The following is a 17,869-nucleotide window of genomic DNA, read 5'->3' on the forward strand; positions in this document are numbered from 1 at the left end:
CACTATAGTGAGGTCCATGAGTTCCCCGTCAAGCCCGGCCCGGGGCCGGCCCCCGCGACTCGACCGGGCGCGCACCCTGCGAACGGCCCTTGACCTGCTGGACCAAGCAGGTCTCGATGCGTTGACCATGAGGCGGCTCGCCGATGCGCTGGGCGTGCGGGCCGGCGCGCTGTATCGCTATTTCGCGACCAAGCAGGACCTGCTCACGGCCATGGCCGAGCGCATGATGGACGGCGTTTCGGACACGGCCACCGAGATCGGCGCGGAGAAGGCCGGCGGGACGGACGACGGCGACTGGAGCGGGCAACTGGCCGCACTCGCCCGTGCGATGCGCACGGCCCTGCTCGCCCACCGCGACGGTGCGCGCGTCTTCGCCGGTACGCACTCGACGGGCGCGAACGTGCTGGGCTTCGCCGACACGGTCGTGGGCGTCCTGCGCCGGGCGGGCTTTCCCGACGACGACGCGGCGCGCGCGCTCTACACCGTGGTCCACTTCACCGTGGGCCACACCCTGGAAGAGCAGGCCGCCCTTCAGCCGGACGAAGCGGGCTCCCCCGGTTCCTCGGGCCCGGACGTCCTGCGCGACGCGGTGACGGCCGGGACGTACCCGCACCTCGGGGCCACCCTGACCGCGCTCACCAGCACCGACTTCACCACGCTGTTCGAGTTCGGACTCGAGCTGCTCATCGGGGGGCTGAGGGCGCGGCGCTGAACGTCACTCCGGAGCGCCCCCGGCCGACCGGTGATACGACAGGGGCGCCGTCGGTGTGCACCGACGACGCCCGCTGTCCTTCTCCCGGCGCACCGCTCCGCCGCAGCCACGAACGGTCGTGGTCTGCGGCCGCTGCGATCCCGTCAGACCAGGCTGTCCCGCCACGCCCGGTGCAGATCGGCGAACCGCCCCGCACCACCGATCAGTTCGCCCGGGTGGCCGTCCTCGACGATCCGGCCGTGCTCCATGACCAGCACCCGGTCCGCGATCTCCACCGTCGACAGCCGGTGGGCGATCACCACCGCCGTACGGCCCCGCAGCACCGTGTCCATCGCGTGCTGCACCGCCCGCTCGCCCGGGACGTCCAGCGAACTCGTCGCCTCGTCGAGTATCAGCACGGCCGGGTCCGCCAGCAGGGCCCGTGCGAACGCGACGAGCTGACGCTGGCCCGCCGAGATCCGGCCGCCCCGCTTGCGCACGTCGGTGTCGTAGCCGTCGGGCAGAGCGCTGATGAAGTCGTGTGCGCCGATCGCCTTCGCCGCCTGCTCGATCTCCTCACGGGTCGCGTCCGGGCGGCCGATCGCGATGTTCTCGGCGACCGTGCCGGAGAACAGGAAGGCCTCCTGGGTCACCATCACCACCCCGCGCCGCAGTTCGGGAACGGCCAGGTCCCGCAGGTCGACCCCGTCGAGGAGGACCCGACCGTCCGTCGGGTCGTAGAAGCGGGCCAGCAGCTTGGCCAGGGTGGACTTGCCCGCACCGGTCGAACCCACGACCGCCACCGTCTGTCCGGCGGGGATGGTCAGCCCGAAGCGGGGGAGCACCTCGCCGCCCGTGCGGTAGGCGAAGCGCACGTCCTCGAAGACCACCTCCCGGCCGGGGCCGGCGGCACCGGAGCGCGCCGGCAGCTCCACCGGGCGCCCGGGCTCGGGCACGCCGGGCTGCTGGGCCAGCAGCCCGGCGATCTTCTCCAGCGAGGCGCTCGCGGACTGATACGAGTTGAGGAACATCCCCAGGCGGTCGATCGGGTCGTACAGCCGCCGCACGTACAGCACCGCGGCCGCGAGCACCCCCAGCGCCAGGGTGCCCTCGCTGACCCGGTACGCACCCCACAGCACCATGCCCGCCACGGCGGTGTTGGCGACCAGCCGGGAGCCGACCACGTACCGCGCCATCTCCAGCATGGCGTCGCCGTTGCTGTGGGCGTGCCGGTCGTTCAGCGCCCGGAAGCGGTCGTCGTTGGCGCGCTCCCGGCGGAACGCGCGCACCGGCCTGATCCCGTTCATCGTCTCGGCGAACTTCACGATCACGGCGGCGATCGCCGAGGACCGCTCGGTGAACGCCACGGCGGCACGCCGCTGGTAGAGCCGTACGAGCAGATACAGCGGTACGAAGCTGAGTACGGCCACGCCGCCGATACCGAGATCCAGCCACAGCAGCATGGCCGAGATGTACGCGAAGGAGAGGACGACGCCGATCAGTTCCTGCAGCCCCTCGCTGAGCAGCTCCCTGAGCGATTCGACATCGGTCGTGGAACGGGAGATCAACCGGCCGGAGGTGTAGCGCTCGTGGAAGTCGACACTGAGCACCTGTGCGTGCCGGAAGATCCTTCCGCGCAGATCCAGCAGCACATCCTGGTTGACGCGCGCGGAGGCCCGGATGAAGGCGTACTGGAACACCCCGGACCCGATCGCGCACACGCCGTACGCCACGGCGACGGCCACCAGCGGCCCGTGGTCACCGCGCCCGAGGGCCGGCACCGCGCTGTCGATGGCGAAGGCAACGAGCAGCGGCCCTGTCTGGGCCGCGGCCTGCTGCAGCAGCAACAGCAAAGCCGCCAGCACCACCATGGTCCGGCGGGGCGCCAGCAGGGACCTGAGCAGCGCCCCCGTCGCGCCCTTCGGCGCGGGAAGGGCGTCGTGGTCGAACGGATCGTGTTCCCCGCCGGCGGGGGCAGCGCCCGCGGGGGCCCCGGCGGTCCCGTCCGGGGCCGTGGCGGGCGGCGTGGGCCGGGTGTTCGTCGGTGTGCTCATCGGACGCGCTCCTCGGCAGGGCCGCCCGACATCAGCCAGGCGTACTCGGCGTTGTCCCGCAGCAGTTCCTGGTGCGTGCCGACGGCCGTGATCCTGCCGTCGGACAGCAGTGCCACCCGGTCGGCGAGCATCACCGTCGAGGGCCGGTGCGCCACCACCAGCGCGGTCGTGTCCCGCAATACGCGTCTCAGTGCGTCCTCCACAAGGGCTTCGGTGTGTACGTCCAGCGCCGACAGCGGGTCGTCGAGCACCAGGAACCGGGGCCGGCCCACGACCGCCCGGGCGAGGGCGAGCCGCTGGCGCTGGCCGCCGGACAGGCTCAGCCCCTGCTCACCGACCTGGGTGTGGACACCCTGCGGCAGCGCGTCCACGAAGTGGGCCTGCGCCACGTCCAGGGCGCGCCGCACCTGTTCGTCCCCGGCGTCCTCGGCACCCATCAGCACGTTCTCTCCGACACTCGCCGAGAACAGCGTGGGCTCCTCGAAGGCCATGGACACCAGTCGGCGCAGCTCCTCGCGCGTCATGGCGGTGATGTCCCGCCCGTCGAGCGTGATCCGCCCGCCGGTCACCTCGTACAGCCGCGGCACCAACGCCGTCAGCGTCGTCTTCCCCGACCCGGTCGCGCCGACCAGGGCCATCGTCTCGCCGGACCGGACATGGAGGTCGATCCGCTCCAGTACGGGCCGGGACGCGGGACCGGCGTCCGGGTAGCGGAACTCGACCGCCTCGAATACCAGGCCCCCGGTGGGGCGTACGGCATCGGCCACGGCGGGCATAGCGGACCGGTCGACGGGCGTCCGCGGCTTCAGGTCGGACTCCTCCGGCGCGTCCAGGACCTCGAAGAAACGATCCGTAGCCGTCGCCGCCTCCTGACTCATCGCCAGGAGGAAGCCGATCGACTCCACCGGCCACCGCAGCGCGAGCGCCGTCGACAGGAAGGCGACCAGGGTGCCGGCGGAAAGCTCCCCGTCGGAGACCTGAAGGGTGCCGAGGACCAGCGCCGCGCCGATCGCCAGCTCGGGAGCGGCCATGATGACGGCCCAGATGCCCGCCAGCAGCCGGGCCTTGACCAGCTCGGTGCCGCGCAGCCGCTCGGCGAGGGAGCGGAAGGCGGCAGCCTGGCTGCGGTGCCGTCCGAAACCCTTGACGATGCGGATGCCAAGCACACTCTCCTCGACCACCGTCGTCAGATCCCCGACCTGGTCCTGCGCGGTGCGCGCGGCCGCCGAATACCGTTCCTCGAACAGCCACAGGAGCACCACCAGCGGTGCGACAGGGATCAGAAGGACCAGTCCCAGCGTCCAGTCCTGTGCGAGCAGGATCGCGGCACCGACCAGCACCGTGACGCCGTTGACCAGCAGGAAGGTCAGCGGGAAGGCCAGGAACATCCGCAGCAGCATCAGGTCCGTCGTCCCCCGCGACAGCAACTGGCCCGAGGCCCAGCGGTCGTGGAAGGCCACCGGCATCAGCTGCAGATGCCGGAACAGGTCGGCCCGCATCGCCGCCTCCACGCCCGCCAGCGGACGCGCCACCAGCCACCGGCGGAAGCCGAACAGCGTTGCCTCCGCGATGCCCAGAAGCAGCAGATACAGCGCCCCCAGCCATACTCCGCCCACGTCACGCACGGCGACCGGCCCGTCCACGAGCCACTTGAGGACGAGAGGGATCACCAGGCTCAGACACGACGCGACGATCGCGACGACCGCCGCACTGAAGAGCCGGGCCCGTACGGGCCGTACATATGGCCACAGCCGCAGCAGCGAGCGGATGGTGGACCGGTTGTCCTCGGCGACGGAGTCGGTGACTGAATGTGTTGTGGGCATCAGGTGCGAGCCTACGTTTCACCACTGACACCCGCCCACTGAGTTTTCCTCCGGGCTCACCCCACCAGGAGCGGAAGGCCAACGGGCACACAAGGGCCGGGAATCGAAAGGAGTTTCCCCCCTCCGGGCGTTCACACACAGTCCCGCCCGAATCACCGGCCACGTCAGCCGCTGATCACCCGGAGCAGCCACACCGCCCGCGCCGGCACCGTCACCGTCTCGCCGCCCCGGTGCACCGTGTCCGGCGTGGCCGACTGGTCCTCCAGCGAGGTGTCGACCACCAGCTCGTACTCCTCTGCCCACGGAGGGCCCGGCAGCTGGAACGCCAGCGGCCGGCTGCCCGCGTGCAGCACCGCCAGAAAGCTGTCGTCCGTGACCTGCGCCCCCCGCGCGTCCCGGCCCGGGATGTCCCGGCCGGAGAGATAGAGCGCGACCGTCGACGCCGGCGCGTACCAGTCCTGCTCGGTCATCTCCGTTCCGTGCGGGGTGAACCACGCCAGGTCCCGCAGTCCGTCCGCGGTCTGCGGGCGGCCCGAGAAGAACGCCTTACGGCGCAGCACCGGATGTGCCCCGCGCAGCGCCAGCAGCCGGGACGTCAGCTCCAGCAGCCCGGCCGGCCCGGGCTCGTCCCGCAGCGACCAGTCGACCCAGCTGACCTCGTTGTCCTGGCAGTAGGCGTTGTTGTTGCCGTGCTGCGTACGGCCCATCTCGTCACCCGCCACCAGCATCGGCACCCCGGTGGACAGCAGCAGGGTCGTGAGCAGATTGCGGATCTGCCTGCGGCGCAGGGCGTTGATCCCCGGTTCGTCGGTCTCGCCCTCCGCTCCGCAGTTCCAGGCACGGTTGTCGTGTGTGCCGTCCCGGTTGCCCTCCCCGTTCGCCTCGTTGTGCTTGCGCTCGTACGTGACGAGGTCGCGCAGGGTGAAGCCGTCGTGGGCGGTGAGGAAGTTGACCGAGGCGTACGGGCGCCGGCCGCCCCAGGCGTACAGATCGCTGGAGCCGGAGAGCCGGTAGCCGAGGTCCCGCACATCGGGCAGCGCGCCGCGCCAGAAGTCGCGTACCGCGTCCCGGTAGCGGTCGTTCCACTCGGTCCACAGCGGGGGGAAGGCGCCCACCTGGTAGCCGCCGCTGCCGACGTCCCACGGCTCGGCGATCAGCTTCACCCGGCGCAGCACCGGGTCCTGGGCGATCACGGCGAGGAAGGGCGAGAGCATGTCGACGTCGTGCATCGAGCGGGCGAGCGCCGCGGCGAGGTCGAAGCGGAAGCCGTCGACGCCCATCTCCGTGACCCAGTAGCGCAGCGAATCGGTGATCAGCCGCAGCACCTGGGGCTGGACGACGTGCAGGGTGTTGCCGCAGCCGGTGTAGTCGGCGTAGCGGCGGGCGTCGGCCTGGAGGCGGTAGTAGCCGCGGTTGTCGATGCCCTTGAGACTGAGGGTCGGGCCCAGCTCACCCGCCTCTGCCGTGTGGTTGTAGACGACGTCGAGGATGACCTCGATGCCCGCCGCGTGCAGCGCCCGCACCATCCGCTTGAACTCGCCCACCTGCTGCCCTGCCGTCCCCGACGAGCTGTAGGCGGCGTGCGGGGCGAAGTAGCCGATCGAGTTGTAGCCCCAGTAGTTCCGCAGCCCGCGCCGCAGCAGATGGTCCTCGTGCGCGAACTGGTGCACCGGCAGCAGTTCCACCGCGGTCACACCCAGCCGTACGAGATGGGCGATCGCGGCCGGATGGGCGAGGCCGGCGTACGTGCCGCGCAGCTCCTCGGGAATCTCCGGGTGCAGCTTGGTGAAGCCGCGGACGTGCAGCTCGTAGATGACCGACTCGGCCCACGGTGTCTTGGGACGGCGGTCGTCGGCCCACTCGTCGCCGGGTGCGTCGTCGTGGACGACCACCCCTTTGGGTACGAACGGGGCGGAGTCGCGGTCGTCGCGCACGGTGTCGGCGACATGCTGCTGGAGCCAGTCGCGCACATGGCCGTAGACCTCCGGCGCACGCCCCGATTCCCCGAAGTCACCGTCCACGGCGCGTGCGTACGGGTCGAGCAGCAGCTTCGCCGGGTTCCAGCGGGCGCCGGTCCACGGGTCCCAGCGGCCGTGCACCCGGAAGCCGTAGCGCCGGCCGGGCCCCACCCCGGGCACGAACCCGTGCCAGATCTCATGGGTCAGCTCGGTCAGCGGGAGCCTGGTCTCGCCGCCCGCCTCGTCGAACAGACACAGCTCGACGGCCTCGGCTCCCGCAGCCCACAGCGCGAAGTTCGTCCCCGCGACGCCGTCGGGGCCGGTACGGAACCGTGCTCCGAGCGGGGTGGGCGAACCCGGCCAGACCCCGGCCGTGTCGCCCCGGCCGTCCCCGGGCCGCCGGCCGAGCCCGTTCAGCGTCGCGCGACGCCGCACATCAGGGGACGGCTGCTCCCCTTCCCGCACTGCCTCCTGCTCGGCTGCGCTCGACACCTGTCGGCCTCCCGCGGCTCGTCGGGCCCACGGCGCGCCGCGCGCGGCGTCCCGGCCGCGGCTGTCGCGACCCCGTCCGGTCGTCGGGCCGGACCGACCGGACAGGGCCTGCGCGTGGTCCTCCCACCTGTTCTGCCCGCGCTGTGCTCCTCCCAACATGCCCGGGCTCACGTACCCCTGCGAGGGGGCCGGTCGTTGGGCGGGGCGTGCTGTGTCTCTGCGACCCGACGAGGTGGACTCTGTGAGCAACGCGGTGAGGCGGACGAGGGCCACGCTGGCGGCCGTCCTCGTATGGACCGGACTGCTGGCCGCCCTGACCGGCTGTACCGGTGGTACCGGTGGTACCGGTGGTACCGGAGCCGAGGTGGAACTCGGCAACAAACCGCGGTCCCGCGCCGACACCATCCGGGTCACCCCCGAGGACGGGGCCAAGGGCGTGGCGGCGGACGGCAAACTGGAAGTGAGGCTGCCCAGCGGGCGGCTGGAGCGGGTCCGGGTGACCCAGACCGGGGACGCCCAGCCCGTCGAGGTCCCCGGCGCGATCTCGGAGGACGGGCTGCGCTGGCGGCCGCGCGCCGGCACCCGACTCGCCCTCGCGGCCAAGTACCAGGTCGACGCGGTGGGGCTCGACGCGCACGGCCGGCGCTCGGCCCGGCACACCACCTTCACCACGCTCGTGCCCGAGCACCATTTCATCGGGTACTTCAACCCGGAGGACCGCTCCACCGTCGGCACCGGAATGATCGTCTCGTTCGTCTTCAACCGGCAGATCAAGGACCGTGCGGCCGTCCAGCGGGCCATCCGCATCACGGCGCAGCCACCGGTGGAGGTCGTGGGGCACTGGTTCGACGGACAGCGGCTCGACTTCCGTCCGCGCGTGTACTGGCGACCGGGCACCAAGGTCACCGTCGATCTGAAGCTGCGCGATGTGGAGGGCGCGCCGGGCGTCTACGGGATCCAGCGCAAGACCACGGGGTTCACCGTGGGCCGCTCGCAGATCTCCACGGTCGACGTGCGCAGCCACACGATGGAGGTACGGCGCGGCGACCGGCTGGTGGCGACCCTTCCGGTGACGGCCGGAGCGAGGGAGACGTCGACGTACAACGGCAAGATGGTGGTGAGCGAGATGTTCGACGTCACCCGCATGGACGGCGCGACGGTCGGCTTCCGCAACGAGACGGGCAAGAGCGAATACGACATCAAGGACGTACCGCACGCGATGCGCCTCACCACGTCGGGCACCTTCCTGCACGGGAACTACTGGGCCGACGCTTCGGTGTTCGGTTCGCTGAACACCAGTCACGGCTGTGTGGGACTACGGGACGAGAAGGGCGGCAGCCAGAGCACCCCGGCCGGCTGGTTCTTCGACCGGAGTCTCATCGGGGACGTGGTGGAAGTGATCAACTCTCCCGACCGCGAGGTCGACCCGTGGAACGGTCTGAGCGGCTGGAACATGGACTGGGAGGAGTGGAGGGCCGGTTCCGCGACCGGCTGACCCCGCCGCACCGGCATGGCCCGCACCGGTCCTGGACATGTTGGGACTGAACGGTGACATCCGTGGGGAGTTACCACGGCTCGCGGTGTGATTATCTATCGCCAGATGCGCGCAGTCGGTGCGCGTGGGGGTAGCAGTCCGGCGCGAGGCCGGGATCCACGGGCCGTGGCGAGGCCAGGCCGTGTGAGGGGAGAAGACCAATCGTGAACGGGCAGCCGATATCGGGGGCATCGGCAGGGGCGTACAGCGGGCGCGGACGAGCCGGACGGGGTCTTCAGGCCCTGCTGCTGGGTGCGTTGTTGCTGCTGGTGACGGCATGCGGGGGCGGAGAGCCGGACAAGGGTGGTGACGGCGCGCCCAAGCAGGACGCGGGCCGGGCCGCCACCGCCGCCTCGCAGGCCGTCGTGACCATCGCACCCAAGGACGGCGCCGCCTCGGTCGCCACCAGCGGCGCCCTCAAGGTGACCGCCGACAAGGGCAAGCTGACCGCGGTCACCGTCAAGGACGACAAGGGCAACGCGGTGGAGGGGAAGCTCGCGGCCGACGGCGCCGCCTGGGAGCCGCTCACCCATCTGGCGGCCGCCACCAAGTACAAGGTGCACGCGGTCGCCAAGGACGGGGAAGGCCGCGAGTCCGCGAAGGACACCACCTTCACCACACTCGTCCCCAAGAACACCTTTATCGGCCACTACACGCCCGAGGACGGCGCCACCGTCGGCGTCGGCATGCCCGTCTCCATCCGCTTCACCCGGGGCATCACCAACCCCGAGGCCGTCGAGAAGGCCGTCAAGGTGACGGCCGAGCCCTCGGTCCCCGTCGAGGGCCACTGGTTCGGCAACGACCGGCTGGACTTCCGTCCCGAGAAGTACTGGGCCGCGGGCACCAAGGTGACGGTCAAGCTCAACCTGGACGGTGTCGAGGGCCGGCCCGGGGTGTACGGCGAGCAGTCCAAGACGGTGAAGTTCACCATCGGCCGCAGCCAGGTCTCCACCGTGGACGCCCGCGAGCACACCATGGAGGTCGTGCGGGACGGCAAGGTCGTCAAGACCGTCCCGATCACCGCGGGCGCGCCGGCGACGACGACGTACAACGGGCAGATGGTCATCAGCGAGAAGTACGAGGTGACCCGGATGAACGGCGCCACCGTCGGCTTCGGCGGCGAGTACGACATCAAGGACGTGCCGCACGCGATGCGCCTGTCCGACTCGGGCACCTTCCTCCACGGCAACTACTGGGCCCCGTCGGACACCTTCGGCTCGGCCAACGTCAGCCACGGCTGCGTCGGGCTGCGCGATGTGCGGGGCGGCTGGGACAAGAAGGTCCCGGCTGCCTGGATGTACGAGAACTCGATCATCGGTGACGTGGTGATCGTGAAGAACTCCAAGGACAAGCAGATCGCCCCGAGCAACGGTCTGAACGGCTGGAACCTTCCCTGGGCCGAGTGGACCAAGTAGGTCCACAGTGCGTACGACGCGTGAGCGGACACGGGCCCGGTGCTGTGACGGACAGCACCGGGCCCGTGTCCGTTAACGGGGGCTAACCTCCCCGTATGACAGTCACTCTCGAAGTCTCCGAAGGCGTGGGCACCATCCGCCTGGACCGTCCGCCGATGAACGCCCTGGACATCGCCACCCAGGACCGGCTGCGCGAGCTCGCCAGCGAGGCGAGCGACCGCGACGACGTCCGGGCAGTGATCCTCTACGGCGGCGAGAAGGTGTTCGCGGCCGGCGCGGACATCAAGGAGATGCAGGTGATGGACCACGCCGCGATGGTGAAGCGGTCCAAGGGCCTGCAGGACGCGTTCACCGCCGTCGCCCGTATCCCCAAGCCCGTGGTCGCGGCTGTCACGGGTTACGCCCTGGGCGGCGGCTGCGAGCTGGCGCTCTGTGCGGACTACCGGATCGCCGCCGACAACGCGAAGCTCGGCCAGCCCGAGATCCTGCTCGGACTGATCCCGGGTGCGGGCGGCACCCAGCGGCTCGCCCGGCTGGTCGGCCCGTCCAAGGCCAAGGACCTCATCTTCACGGGCCGCCATGTGAGGGCCGACGAGGCGCTGACGATCGGCCTGGTCGACCGGGTGGTCCCGGCGGCCGAGGTCTACGAGCAGGCGCACGCCTGGGCCACGAAGCTCGCCCAGGGGCCCGCGTTGGCGCTGCGCGCGGCCAAGGAGTCCGTGGACGCGGGTCTGGAGACGGACATCGACACCGGCCTGGCGATCGAACGGAACTGGTTTGCCGGCCTGTTCGCGACCGAGGACCGGGAGCGCGGGATGCGGAGCTTCGTCGAGGAGGGACCCGGCAAGGCCAAGTTCCTCTGAGACACCGTGAGATGCCCTGAAGCTCTTCCTGGTTGACGCCGGGTCAGGTGCGTCGGCGCGGGAGGCGGCTTAAGGGAACCTTAAGGGAGCCCTAAGGCGTGGCGCGGTCGCAGCGCTTCGCGATCATTCGTAAGCGCTGTGTCATGGCTGGTCAGGGACCTCAGGGCGGTTCATCGCTGCCAGCGTCATATGCCGATCCGGTACCCCGGGGCCATCCGCCCCGGGGTGCCGATTCCTCCGGAACGGCCCCCGGGGGCCTTCTGGGCGGCCATGATGGGGGTATGGCGGGGCTGGAGGGTGTGGAGCAACCACGGCGGCGCGGCGGTGCGACCGCCGAGCGGTGGATGCCGGCCGTGGACGACGAACAGGCCCTGAGGGCACTTGAGTTGTGCGGCAATCCCGCCGATGACGAGGTCGAGCTGCCGTCCCTCCCCGAGTCGGCGGCGACCGCTCGCAGACTGACGCAGTGTGTGGTGCTGCGTCACTGGGCGCTCTCCCCGCAGATCGCCGAGCACGCGATCCTCCTGGTGTCCGAGCTGGTCGGCAATGCGGTTCGCCACACCGGTGCGCGGGTCTTCGGTCTGCGCATGCTGCGCCGGCGTGGCTGGATCCGGGTGGAGGTGCGGGATCCCTCCCGGGGGCTGCCGTGTCTGATGCCGGTGCGCGAGCTGGACACCAGCGGCCGCGGCCTCTTTCTCGTCGACAAGCTCTCCGACCGCTGGGGGGTCGATCTGCTGCCGCGCGGCAAGACGACGTGGTTCGAGATGCGGGTGTCCGACCGCTGAGGCGTCGGGCCTGGACGTGCCCCGGCGGGCGCGGCCCCCGTCGCCCTTGGCGCACGAAGGCCCCCTGCTGCCGGGCGTGGCGCCGGAGGGGGCTTCATGCGTGCGGTCGTGGACAGGAGGGGTGGGATCCACGACCGCTGTAACGACCTGGCCCGGGTCAATGGGGGTCGTGGCACCGACTATGTCAGATGGGGGCCACGTCGCCAAAAGTGCCCCCTGGGTCAAATTCGCCCATTCTTGGACATTCTCAAAGTGAATCTAAGGTGAAATAAGGCACCCTCCTTGCAAACGGCGAAGAGACATCGACCGTCGTGCGTGATTCTTCGATCCAACGCGTCTTCGATCGGCGCTGGAGGGTGGGACCCCTGTCGATCCGGACGTAGGCGAATCGTTACCTTTTGCCCGTCGCACCCCTCCCGGGGCGATGCCTCAACCGGTCAGCAGCAGCGCCTCGGAGCCGACCGGACGGAACCCCGCCAGCTGGAACGTCCGCACACTGCGCGCGTTGCCCGGCGACTTCTGGGCCCAGACGTACGCACCGTCCGGGACCAGATGGCGCGCGGCGTCCGCGAGCCGTGGCCCGAGCCCGGCGCCGCGCGCCTCCAGCTCCACTTCGATCGCCGCCTCCCAGCGGCCGGCGACTCCGCGGCCGAGGACCAGAACCCCGCCGTGGGCGGCCCACACCCGCACGTCGTCACGGAACTGCAGGGCCCTCGCCACCCGCGGATGCTCCGGGTCCTCGATCTCACGGAGCGCGAGCTCCGGCGGACCCTGCCGCCATGGGGCGACGGAGAGCAGATCGATCGTGTTCATGGTGCGCCCGGTCCGCGCCATCAGCGCGCTCAGGAAGCCCGGATGCATGCTCGCCGCGAGCGGATCGCTCGAGACCGCCGCGAGGGCCTCACGGACCCATTCCGGGTCCTCGTCCGTGAACACCACCGTGTGCGCGGTGAAGGCCAGCACACCCGCGTCCCGTGCACTGGGCTGGGGAACCACGGTGGTCATGCCGTCGGGTGGCGGGAAGACGCCCCGCTCCGCCTCTGCCAGGATCCTCGCCAGCGCATCGCTCATATCCCCATGGTCTCCCCCTGGGGGCCCGAGCGGGTGGTCCTGACCTCCCCCCTCGGGCGGCACCGGGCCCCGCCGATACTCTGCCTCCATCAGTAATGCACCAAGAAGGGGTGGACCAGTGGCGGACATCGAGTCGGCGCGCAAGGCCTTCGATCGATACGACCTGAACGGCGACGGGCTGATCTCGGCCGCCGAGTACAAGAGCGTGATGGCGCAGCTCGGCGACTTCCATGTGACCGAGACCGTGGCCGAGGCCGTCATCAAGTCGAAGGACGGCAACGGTGACGGCCTGCTGACCTTCGACGAGTTCTGGGCGTCGCTCGACAAGGACTGACGCTTCCGGCGCACGACGACGGCCCCCGGCGCATGCCGGGGGCCGTGCAGTGCTGCTCAGGCGCTGATGGCCCCACCGCCCGACGCCGCGGAGATCCGTCAGAAGCCCCCTAGCGGCCTCAGCACTCGATGATGTTGACCGCAAGACCGCCGCGCGCGGTCTCCTTGTACTTGACCGACATGTCCGCGCCGGTCTCCTTCATGGTCTTGATGACCTTGTCCAGCGAGACCTTGTGACTGCCGTCGCCGCGCATCGCCATCCGGGCCGCGGTGACCGCCTTCACCGCGGCCATGCCGTTGCGCTCGATGCACGGGATCTGCACCAGACCGCCGACCGGGTCGCAGGTCAGGCCGAGGTTGTGCTCCATACCGATCTCCGCGGCGTTCTCCACCTGCTCGGGGGAGCCGCCCAGCACCTCGGCGAGCGCCCCCGCCGCCATGGAACAGGCCGATCCGACCTCGCCCTGGCAGCCGACCTCGGCGCCCGAGATGGAGGCGTTCTCCTTGAAGAGCATGCCGATCGCGCCCGCGGCGAGCAGGAAGCGGACGACGCCTTCCTCGTCCGCCCCCGGCACGAAGTTCATGTAGTAGTGCAGCACCGCCGGGATGATGCCCGCGGCGCCGTTCGTCGGGGCGGTGACGACGCGGCCACCGGCCGCGTTCTCCTCGTTCACGGCCATCGCGTAGAGCGTGATCCACTCCATCGCGAGGGCCTGCAGGTCACCCTCGGAGCGCAGCTTGCGCGCGGTCGTCGCGGCCCGCCGGCGCACCTTGAGGCCGCCGGGCAGGATGCCTTCGCGGGACATCCCGCGCGAGACGCAGGCCTGCATCACCCGCCAGATGTCCAGCAGCCCCCCGCGGATCTCGTCCTCGGTGCGCCAGGACTTCTCGTTCTCCAGCATCAGCGAGGAGATCGACAGGCCCGTCTCACGGGACAGCCGCAGCAGCTCGTCACCGGTGCGGAACGGGTACTTCAGCACGGTGTCGTCGAGCTTGATCCGGTCCTCGCCGACCGCGTCCTCGTCCACGACGAAGCCGCCGCCCACCGAGTAGTAGGTCTTCTCCAGCAGCGTGGCGCCCCGGGCGTCGTAGGCCCACAGCGTCATGCCGTTGGCGTGGTAGGGGAGCGCCTTGCGGCGGTGCAGGACCAGGTCCTCGTCGAAGTCGAAGTCGATCTCGTGCACCCCGAGGAGGCCGATCCGCCCGGCGCTCTTGATCTCCTCGACCCGCTCGTCGGCCGTCTCGACGTCGACGGTGCGGGGCGACTGGCCCTCCAGGCCGAGCAGGACGGCCTTCGGGGTGCCGTGGCCGTGGCCGGTCGCGCCGAGCGAGCCGTACAGCTCACCGCGGACCTTGGTGGTGTGGGCCAGCAGGCCCTCGTTCTTCAGCCGGCGGGCGAACAGGGCGGCCGCGCGCATCGGGCCGACCGTGTGGGAGCTGGACGGGCCTATGCCGATCGAGAACAGGTCGAAGACCGAGATGGCCACGGGGTACTCCTTGGGCGGTGGTAGACGTCGTCGTCTGCCGGGGTCGTGCAGAGAACATGAGAGCGCGTAGCGCCGTCGGGCGGGCGCATGGCGCGGGTGCGTGGTGCGGGGCACCGCATGCACCGGAGGTGTGTGCGGTGCCCCGTCCGGCTTTTCGCTCCGGCTGTTACAGCCCAGGGTAAAGCGGGTGCTTCGCGGCGAGTGCCGTCACCCGTCCGCGCAGCGCCTCGGCGTCGTAGGACGGCTTCAGCGTCTCGGCGATGATGTCCGCCACCTCGCGGAAGTCCTCGGCCTGGAAACCGCGGGTCGCGAGCGCCGGCGTACCGATGCGCAGACCCGAGGTGACCATCGGCGGCCGGGGGTCGTTCGGGATGGCGTTCCGGTTGACCGTGATGCCGACCTCGTGGAGGCGGTCCTCGGCCTGCTGGCCGTCGAGCTCGGAGTTCCGCAGGTCGACGAGGACGAGGTGCACGTCAGTGCCGCCGGAGAGGACCGAGACGCCGACCTCCTTGACATCGTCCTGGACCAGGCGGTCGGCGAGGATCCGCGCGCCGTCCAGGGTGCGCTGCTGGCGCTCCTTGAAGTCCTCGGAAGCCGCGACCTTGAAGGAGACGGCCTTGGCCGCGATCACATGCTCCAGCGGACCGCCCTGCTGACCGGGGAAGACCGCGGAGTTGATCTTCTTGGCCAGCTCGGACGTGCAGAGGATCACTCCGCCGCGCGGGCCGCCCAGCGTCTTGTGCGTGGTCGTGGTCACGACATGCGCGTGCGGCACCGGGTTCGGGTGCAGACCCGCGGCCACCAGGCCCGCGAAGTGGGCCATGTCGACCATCAGGTACGCGCCGACCTCGTCCGCGATCCGGCGGAAGGCGGCGAAGTCCAGCTGACGCGGGTAGGCCGACCAGCCGGCCACGATCAGCTTGGGCTTGGTCTCCTTGGCGAGTCGCTCGACCTCGGCCATGTCGACCTGGCCGGTGGCGTCGTCCACGTGGTACGCGACCACGTTGTAGAGCTTGCCGGAGAAGTTGATCTTCATTCCGTGGGTCAGGTGCCCGCCGTGCGCGAGGTTCAGACCCATGATCGTGTCGCCCGGCTTCAGCAGCGCGAACATCGCGGCCGCGTTGGCCTGGGCGCCCGAGTGCGGCTGCACGTTGGCGTGCTCGGCGCCGAACAGCGCCTTGATGCGGTCGATGGCGATCTGCTCGACCACGTCGACGTGCTCGCAGCCGCCGTAGTAGCGGCGGCCCGGGTAGCCCTCGGCGTACTTGTTGGTCAGGACGGAGCCCTGGGCCTCCATGACGGCGACCGGAGCGAAGTTCTCCGAGGCGATCATTTCCAGGGTGGACTGCTGACGGTGGAGCTCGGCGTCGACGGCGGCGGCGACGTCCGGGTCGAGCTCGTGCAGGGGAGTGTTCAGAAGCGACATCACGCGATCCCTTGTGGCCTGTGGTCGGTGGTCAGACGGAGGTCAGCCGGCGAAGTCGGTGTACTCGTCGGCGGAGAGCAGGTCGGCCGGCTCCTCCGCGACACGCACCTTGAACAGCCAGCCGCCCTCGAACGGAGCGGTGTTCACCAGCGACGGGTCGTTCACGACGTCGTCGTTGACCGCGGTGACCTCGCCGGACACCGGGGAGTACAGATCGCTGACCGACTTGGTCGACTCCAGCTCACCGCAGGTCTCACCCGCGGTCACCGTGTCACCGACCTCGGGGAGCTGCACGTACACGACGTCGCCGAGGGCGTTCGCCGCGTGCTCCGTGATGCCGACCGTCGACACGCCGTCCTCGGCGGCCGACAGCCACTCGTGCTCCTTGCTGTAGCGCAGCTGCTGGGGGTTGCTCATGGCCTGAATTCTCCTGTACGCGGGGGAGTGCTGCTGATGGGGGTCGCCGGGTGGCGGCGGGGACTACTTCTGGCGCTTGTAGAAGGGGAGCGCGACGACCTCGTACGGCTCATGCGTACCGCGGATGTCGACACCCACACCCGCGCTGCCGGGGGCGGCGTGCGTCGCGTCCACGTACGCCATGGCGATCGGCTTGCCCAGGGTCGGGGAAGGTGCGCCGGAGGTGACCTCGCCGACGACCTCGCCGCCCACGACCACGGACATCCCGGCCCGCGGCACCCGGCGGCCCTCGGCGATCAGTCCGACCAGCTTCCGCGGCGGGTTCGCCGCGGCACGCTCGGCGGCGGCCTCGAGGGCGCCGCGGCCCACGAAGTCACCCTCCTTCTCGAACTTCACGACCCGGCCCAGGCCCGCGTCGAACGGGGTGAGCGAAGTGGTCAGCTCGTGCCCGTACAGCGGCATGCCCGCCTCCAGGCGCAGCGTGTCGCGGCAGGACAGACCACAGGGGACGAGGCCGGCAGGTGCTCCCGCCTCGGTCAGCGCCTGCCACAGCTTCTCTGCGTACTGCGGCTCGACGAAGAGCTCGAAGCCGTCCTCACCGGTGTAGCCGGTGCGGGCGATCAGCGCGGGGACACCGGCGACGGTGCCGGGCAGGCCCGCGTAGTACTTCAGCCCGTCCAGATCGGCGTCGGTGAGCGACTTCAGGATGCCGGGGGACTCGGGGCCCTGGACGGCGATGAGCGCATAGGCGTCGCGGTCGTCGCGTACCTCGGCGTCGAAGGCCCCGGCGCGCTCGGTCAGGGCGTCCAGCACGACCTGCGCGTTCGAGGCGTTGGCGACGACCATGTACTCCTGGTCGCCGAGGCGGTAGACGATCAGGTCGTCGAGGATCCCGCCGTCCTGCCGGCAGATCATCGTGTAGCGGGCCCGGCCGACCCCGACCCCGCCGATGTTGCCGACCAGCGCGTAGTCCAGAAGGGCGGCGGCCTGCGGTCCGGTCACGGTGATCTCGCCCATGTGGGAGAGGTCGAAGAGGCCGGCCTTGGTGCGTACGGCGTTGTGCTCGTCGCGCTCGCTCGCGTACCGCAGCGGCATGTCCCAGCCGGCGAAGTCGGTCATGGTCGCGCCGAGCGAGCGATGCAGCGCATCGAGGGCTGTGAGACGGGGGGTGGTGCTCATTGGATAGGACTCCCAGGGCATGACTGGTGAGGACGATCCTCCCCATCTGTCATCGAAACCTGAGAGGTTCATCACGGCCAGACGTACACGGCGTACGCACAGGGCATGACTTGCACCTTGGGTGGAGCCGCTGAGTTGCGGCCCGCTTTTCAGATCTGCCTCATCCTCGCGGTACGGGGCCTGAGAGATTCAAGGGAGGGACTTGCTCCTTCGGCGCCCGGAACACACAGTGACCGGGACTCTCCCGCGCGGATTCAAACGGCCGGTATGCAGTTGGCGCGCTCATCATTGCACGGGTGCCACGATCGGCAAATCACTTGATGGCCATTACCTTTTCTTTA

The 17,869-nt window shown here is 70.3% G+C and carries 14 protein-coding genes and 1 riboswitch; of the genes, 6 read left to right on the forward strand and 8 right to left on the reverse strand.

The features are described 5' to 3' along the window. Positions 1 to 16 precede the first annotated feature (16 nt). Positions 17 to 712 carry a TetR/AcrR family transcriptional regulator gene (locus tag ACTWOL_RS26045; RefSeq protein WP_474299217.1) on the forward strand — a complete coding sequence of 232 codons (696 nt, stop codon included), beginning with the start codon at positions 17 to 19 and terminating at the stop codon, positions 710 to 712. Between the two features lie 143 nt (positions 713 to 855). On the opposite strand, the gene ACTWOL_RS26050 is transcribed toward ACTWOL_RS26045, so the two are convergent. The 3 genes from ACTWOL_RS26050 to glgX form a co-directional block, all read right to left on the reverse strand. Beyond that, positions 856 to 2,745, reverse strand: coding sequence for an ABC transporter ATP-binding protein (locus ACTWOL_RS26050; RefSeq protein WP_474299218.1), 1,890 nt, complete (start codon positions 2,743 to 2,745; stop codon positions 856 to 858). Continuing rightward, positions 2,742 to 4,568: an ABC transporter ATP-binding protein gene (locus ACTWOL_RS26055; protein ID WP_474299219.1), complete on the reverse strand. Its 1,827-nt coding sequence runs from the start codon at positions 4,566 to 4,568 to the stop codon at positions 2,742 to 2,744. The genes ACTWOL_RS26050 and ACTWOL_RS26055 overlap by 4 nt, the downstream gene beginning before the upstream one ends. Positions 4,569 to 4,732: 164 nt before the next feature. Then, complete coding sequence (glgX, locus tag ACTWOL_RS26060; RefSeq protein WP_474301264.1) at positions 4,733 to 6,943, reverse strand: glycogen debranching protein GlgX; 2,211 nt, start codon at positions 6,941 to 6,943, stop codon at positions 4,733 to 4,735. 316 nt (positions 6,944 to 7,259) lie between these two features. Between glgX and ACTWOL_RS26065 the strand changes: the two genes are divergently transcribed. The 4 genes from ACTWOL_RS26065 (at position 7,260) to ACTWOL_RS26080 (ending at position 11,615) form a co-directional block, all read left to right on the forward strand. After that, positions 7,260 to 8,513, forward strand: coding sequence for a L,D-transpeptidase (locus ACTWOL_RS26065; protein ID WP_474299220.1), 1,254 nt, complete (start codon positions 7,260 to 7,262; stop codon positions 8,511 to 8,513). 203 nt (positions 8,514 to 8,716) lie between these two features. Beyond that, positions 8,717 to 9,967: a L,D-transpeptidase gene (locus tag ACTWOL_RS26070; RefSeq protein ID WP_474299221.1), complete on the forward strand. Its 1,251-nt coding sequence runs from the start codon at positions 8,717 to 8,719 to the stop codon at positions 9,965 to 9,967. A 95-nt stretch (positions 9,968 to 10,062) separates the two neighbouring features. Then, complete coding sequence (locus ACTWOL_RS26075; protein ID WP_474299222.1) at positions 10,063 to 10,830, forward strand: enoyl-CoA hydratase/isomerase family protein; 768 nt, start codon at positions 10,063 to 10,065, stop codon at positions 10,828 to 10,830. 281 nt (positions 10,831 to 11,111) lie between these two features. Next, positions 11,112 to 11,615, forward strand: a complete 504-nt coding sequence (locus ACTWOL_RS26080; RefSeq protein WP_474299223.1) for an ATP-binding protein — start codon at positions 11,112 to 11,114, stop codon at positions 11,613 to 11,615. Between the two features lie 429 nt (positions 11,616 to 12,044). Here ACTWOL_RS26080 and ACTWOL_RS26085 read toward each other — a convergent pair whose 3' ends face one another. Continuing rightward, positions 12,045 to 12,686: a GNAT family N-acetyltransferase gene (locus ACTWOL_RS26085; RefSeq protein ID WP_474299224.1), complete on the reverse strand. Its 642-nt coding sequence runs from the start codon at positions 12,684 to 12,686 to the stop codon at positions 12,045 to 12,047. Positions 12,687 to 12,804: 118 nt separating this feature from the next. On the opposite strand from ACTWOL_RS26085, the gene ACTWOL_RS26090 reads away from it, so the two are divergent. Further along, positions 12,805 to 13,020 (forward strand): EF-hand domain-containing protein, encoded by a 216-nt coding sequence (locus ACTWOL_RS26090; RefSeq protein ID WP_385560651.1) that lies wholly within the window; start codon positions 12,805 to 12,807, stop codon positions 13,018 to 13,020. A 118-nt stretch (positions 13,021 to 13,138) separates the two neighbouring features. Here the strand turns inward: ACTWOL_RS26090 and ACTWOL_RS26095 are convergent, their stop codons facing one another. From ACTWOL_RS26095 to gcvT, 4 genes are all read right to left on the reverse strand, one after another. Further along, positions 13,139 to 14,506 carry an L-serine ammonia-lyase gene (locus ACTWOL_RS26095; RefSeq protein WP_474299225.1) on the reverse strand — a complete coding sequence of 456 codons (1,368 nt, stop codon included), beginning with the start codon at positions 14,504 to 14,506 and terminating at the stop codon, positions 13,139 to 13,141. Positions 14,507 to 14,672: 166 nt separating this feature from the next. Further along, positions 14,673 to 15,932, reverse strand: a complete 1,260-nt coding sequence (glyA, locus tag ACTWOL_RS26100) for a serine hydroxymethyltransferase (RefSeq protein WP_474299226.1) — start codon at positions 15,930 to 15,932, stop codon at positions 14,673 to 14,675. A 42-nt stretch (positions 15,933 to 15,974) separates the two neighbouring features. Then, a complete protein-coding gene (gcvH, locus tag ACTWOL_RS26105; protein ID WP_474299227.1) occupies positions 15,975 to 16,349 on the reverse strand; it encodes a glycine cleavage system protein GcvH in 375 nt (124 codons plus the stop codon). A gap of 63 nt (positions 16,350 to 16,412) precedes the next feature. Beyond that, complete coding sequence (gene gcvT / locus ACTWOL_RS26110) at positions 16,413 to 17,528, reverse strand: glycine cleavage system aminomethyltransferase GcvT (protein ID WP_474299228.1); 1,116 nt, start codon at positions 17,526 to 17,528, stop codon at positions 16,413 to 16,415. 159 nt (positions 17,529 to 17,687) lie between these two features. Next, positions 17,688 to 17,785, reverse strand: a riboswitch (glycine riboswitch). Between the last annotated feature and the right edge of the window lie 84 nt (positions 17,786 to 17,869).

It is taken from the genome of Micromonospora sp. IBHARD003 (genome assembly GCF_056106285.1).

Coding starts and splice junctions, on each gene's coding strand:
- ACTWOL_RS26080 (WP_474299223.1), top strand. CDS start 11,112: ATGGCGGGGCTGGAGGGTGTGGAGCAACCACGGCGGCGCGGCGGTGCG.
- gcvT (WP_474299228.1), bottom strand. CDS start 17,528: ATGAGCACCACCCCCCGTCTCACAGCCCTCGATGCGCTGCATCGCTCG.
- ACTWOL_RS26075 (WP_474299222.1), top strand. CDS start 10,063: ATGACAGTCACTCTCGAAGTCTCCGAAGGCGTGGGCACCATCCGCCTG.
- glyA (WP_474299226.1), bottom strand. CDS start 15,932: ATGTCGCTTCTGAACACTCCCCTGCACGAGCTCGACCCGGACGTCGCC.
- ACTWOL_RS26045 (WP_474299217.1), top strand. CDS start 17: ATGAGTTCCCCGTCAAGCCCGGCCCGGGGCCGGCCCCCGCGACTCGAC.
- ACTWOL_RS26085 (WP_474299224.1), bottom strand. CDS start 12,686: ATGAGCGATGCGCTGGCGAGGATCCTGGCAGAGGCGGAGCGGGGCGTC.
- ACTWOL_RS26055 (WP_474299219.1), bottom strand. CDS start 4,568: ATGCCCACAACACATTCAGTCACCGACTCCGTCGCCGAGGACAACCGG.
- ACTWOL_RS26050 (WP_474299218.1), bottom strand. CDS start 2,745: ATGAGCACACCGACGAACACCCGGCCCACGCCGCCCGCCACGGCCCCG.
- gcvH (WP_474299227.1), bottom strand. CDS start 16,349: ATGAGCAACCCCCAGCAGCTGCGCTACAGCAAGGAGCACGAGTGGCTG.